The organism is Limimaricola cinnabarinus (assembly GCF_002723615.1).
GTDB lineage: Bacteria > Pseudomonadota > Alphaproteobacteria > Rhodobacterales > Rhodobacteraceae > Limimaricola > Limimaricola cinnabarinus_B.
In genome coordinates this window covers 1,656-5,160 of the sequence record NZ_KZ305005.1, presented here as the reverse complement: position 1 = coordinate 5,160, position 3,505 = coordinate 1,656, and the positions used below count along the sequence as shown (strand labels likewise).

The window sequence follows — 3,505 nt, the reverse complement described above, 5'->3', positions numbered from 1 at the left end:
GCCCTGGGCTTCTGGACCGCGCTGCGCGAAGTGTTCGCCATGACGCGGGAGCAACGTTGCTGGGTCCACAAGACCATGAACGTACTGAACGCGATGCCGAAATCCGTGCAAGCCAGGGCCAAAGGCCATCTGCACGACATCTGGCAGGCCGAGACAAAGGTCGAAGCAAACGTCGCCTTCGACTTCTTCGTCGCAACCTATGGTGTGAAATGGGGCAAGGCGGTCGCCAAGCTGGTCAAGGACCGGGACGCACTGCTGACTTTCTATGACTTCCCAGCCGAGCACTGGAAGCATATCCGGACGTCAAATCCGATCGAAAGCACCTTCGCAACGGTCCGGCATCGCACGAAACGCACCAAGGGGTGCCTGAGCCGCAAGACCGGCTTGGCCATGGCGTTCAAGCTGATGATGTCGGCGCAGAAGAAATGGCGCAGACTCGACGGCCAAAACCGCCTGCCCGAGATCATCCACGGGGTTGAGTTCCGCGACGGGCTCCGCCAACTTCAAGCCGCCGCCTGATCAAGCGTCACCAACTTTTGCCCATATCTCGTCACCAACCGCGCATCCTGCAGATCGAGGAGGACACCGGCGGCGACCAGCGCCAGCAGGATCGCCCCGGCGACGTGCGCGGGCCGCCCGAAGGCGATGCCGATGCCGAAGACCGCGAAGAAGAACATCTCGTAGTTCAGGGTCCAGCCGGGCACCAGCAGCGGCCAGATCTCGGTCGGCACGCCCTGGTGGTAATGCGGGATGAACAGCAGCGAGGCGACAAGCTCCGGCAGCCGGGCCAGCGGCGTGCCGGCGGCAAGATCGCTACGCAGCATCAGCACGTAGAAGGCTTGAGTCATCAGCCAGTAGAGCGGCACGACCCGGATGATGCGGCGCACCGCGAAGGTGCGCACCGGCTCGTCGCGGCAGGCATGCATTATCACGAAGCCGCTGATCACGAAGAAGATCAGCACGCCGGGGCGGCCGAAATCCGCGTGGCCGAAGGGCGAGAAGAAGGTAACCGATGGGGTGGACGCCCCCCGGCGGCATCGATGTGCCATGATAGCGGGTGTTGAAGCACCGCTAAGGAGGGAGCGTCCATGGAAGAGGTTAGCATTATCGGCCTGGATCTGGCCAAGAACGTGTTTCAAGCGCATGGTGCCGGGGCGGATGGGGCGGTCGTGTTCCGGCGCAAGCTGTCGCGGGCGCAGCTACTGAAGTTCATCGCAGCGCAGTCGCCTTGCATTGTGGCGATGGAGGCATGTGCCAGCGCCCATCACTGGGGCCGAGCGATAGGCGAGCTCGGGCACAAAGTCCGGCTGATCCCTCTTGCCTATGTGAAACCCTTCGTCAAGCGGCAGAAGACGACATGGCGGATGCCGAGGCGATCGCCGAGGCCGCGTCGCGGTCGACCATGCGGTTCGTTGCTGTGAAGAGCGAGGCTCAGCAGGCAGCTGCGATGGTCTATCGGACCCGGGATCTTCTCGTTCGCCAGCGCACGCAGACCATCAATGCTCTGCGCGCGCATCTTGCCGACCAAGGCATCGTGGTCCCCACCGGCCCCGCGCATGTCGGGCGCCTTGCAGCCATCATTGATGGTGATGAGGGCGTGCTGCCCGCCGCAGTCCGCGATCTGGCTCGCCTCTTGCTGGAGCAAATCGCCGAGTTGGCTGAGAAGATTGCGGACCTCGATGCGCAATTGCGAAGGCGCGCAGCTGGCGACGAGACGGCGCGACGGTTGACAACAATCCCGGGCGTGGGAGCGGTGACGGCTGCGGCGATCACTACATTCGCACCGCCGATGGAGACGTTCTCGAAGGGACGGGACTTCGCGGCCTGGGTAGGCCTCACGCCGCGACAGCACTCAAGTGGTGGGAAGGAGCGGCTGGGCCGCACGTCGAAGATGGGACAGCGCGACATCCGCAGGCTCTTGATCATCGGCGCTGTTGCCGTCGTGCGATGGGCCGCACGCAAAGGGGGGCCCGAGGGTTCCTGGCTCGCGCGGATGTTGGCGCGCAAGCCGAGGATGCTCGTAGCAGTCGCGCTGGCCAATCGCATGGCGCGGACGGCCTGGGCGCTACTACAGAAGGGAGAGGACTATAGGGATCCGGCGGTGGCAGCCACATAGGCTGATTTCGCCGGGTCGCCGTAGGATGTGAGAGGGAGCGAGGGAACGTAAGGGCACACGGTCATGAGACCGGGTCGGGAGAACCAGCATTACGGGCGGTGCGCCATTCGAGAGAGTGTCAGATCTTCTGTGTATGAGGTGAATAGCCCCGTGTCCTGTGGACGCCTTCTTCGCTAATTTTGAGGCAAGGAGGCCATGATGAGCAGCAGCAAGTTCAGCGACGAGTTCAAGCGGGACGCGATCGCGCAGATCACCGAGCGAGGCTACCCGGTCAGGGAAGTGTCGGAGCGGCTCGGGGTCAGCCCGTATTCGCTCTATGCCTGAAAAAAGAAGTTCGCGAAGGCCTCATCAGGCGAGGCGGAGAAGGACACCGAGATCAGGCGCCTGAAGAAGGAGCTGGCGCGGGTGTCGGAGGAACGCGATATCTTAAAAAAGGCCACCGCGTATTTCGCCAGGGATGCAAAGTGAAATACGCGTTCGTGGCCGAGCATCGCAGTCAGTTCTCCGTCCGGGCGATGTGTCGGTGCCTGCGCATCCAGCCGAGCGGCTTCTATGCGTGGCTGAAGGCGCCGTTGAGCAAACGCGCTCGGGAGGACGAGCGGCAGACTGGGCTTTTGAAGGAGGCGTGGGTCGAGAGCGGCAAGGTCTATGGGCACCGCAAGCTGCACGACGACCTTCTCGAGCAGGGCGAAAGTGTCTGTTTGAACCGCGTCTCCCGCCTGACCAAGCTGGCCGGCATCAAGGCGCAGATCGGCTACAAGCGCCGCCCCGGCAAGTATGGCGGCAAGCCGTCGATCGTCGTCGACAACACCCTGAATCGGCAGTTCGACGTGGAAGCTCCAGACCGGGTTTGGGTGACCGACATCACTTACATCCGGACGCAGGAAGGCTTCGCCTACCTGGCCGTCGTCATTGATCTCTTTTCACGCCGCGTGGTCGGCTGGTCGATGCAGAACCGCCAAACGACCGACGTTGTCTTGCAGGCATTGCTGATGGCTGTCTGGCGCCGGAAGCCGAAGTGAACTTGCACACTCAGTCCGGCCTTTCTCCGTCAATCGGTCCGCAGCGGCAGCCAGCAGAATTCTTGCCCCTCGCTGTCCAGCACACGACTGTTGGCCGGACTGCCGGGACGGCAGTACGTGTCAAGCAGCGCGTCCATGTCGCCGTTCTTCGTGATGAGCCCGCTCCAAGCCCCGAAGTCCTGGCGGGCCAGGATCCCCTCCCACGAGGCGGCCATGGTCAGGCCGTGGGCGCGCCCCAAGTAGAACCCGGCGGCCCCGCCGAGGCCGAGCATGACGGCCATGCCGAGGGCGATCCATGCGGCGCTGGCCCACAGAAGTCGCCGCTGGACCCGGTCCATGATCGCCATCAGGTGGCGCTCAGCCTCCC

Annotated in this window: 3 protein-coding genes and 2 pseudogenes; 3 read left to right on the top strand and 2 right to left on the bottom strand. The window is 63.6% G+C overall.

Features of this window, described 5'->3' with window-relative positions; genetic code table 11:
* Positions 1-519: transposase (locus CJ301_RS18315; RefSeq protein ID WP_173812395.1), on the top strand; the 519-nt coding region annotated here is incomplete at its 5' end.
* Here CJ301_RS18315 and CJ301_RS18310 read toward each other — a convergent pair.
* Positions 504-1,049: an acyltransferase family protein gene (locus tag CJ301_RS18310; RefSeq protein ID WP_162620631.1), complete on the bottom strand. Its 546-nt coding sequence runs from the start codon at positions 1,047-1,049 to the stop codon at positions 504-506. The two genes, CJ301_RS18315 and CJ301_RS18310, sit on opposite strands and share 16 nt — an antisense overlap.
* Before the next feature lie 39 nt (positions 1,050-1,088).
* Here CJ301_RS18310 and CJ301_RS18305 point away from each other — a divergent pair.
* A pseudogene (locus CJ301_RS18305) lies at positions 1,089-2,116 on the top strand (IS110 family transposase).
* 195 nt (positions 2,117-2,311) lie between these two features.
* Positions 2,312-3,135: pseudogene (locus tag CJ301_RS18300) on the top strand (IS3 family transposase); the annotation flags it as partial.
* 32 nt (positions 3,136-3,167) lie between these two features.
* Here the strand turns inward: CJ301_RS18300 and CJ301_RS18295 are convergent.
* Positions 3,168-3,505 (bottom strand): hypothetical protein (locus CJ301_RS18295; RefSeq protein WP_216823336.1); only part of this gene is annotated, 338 nt, incomplete at its 5' end.

Bases quoted from the DNA above. Each gene is read 5' to 3' on its own strand.
- CJ301_RS18310 (WP_162620631.1), bottom strand. From the start codon at position 1,049: ATGGCACATCGATGCCGCCGGGGGGCGTCCACCCCATCGGTTACCTTC.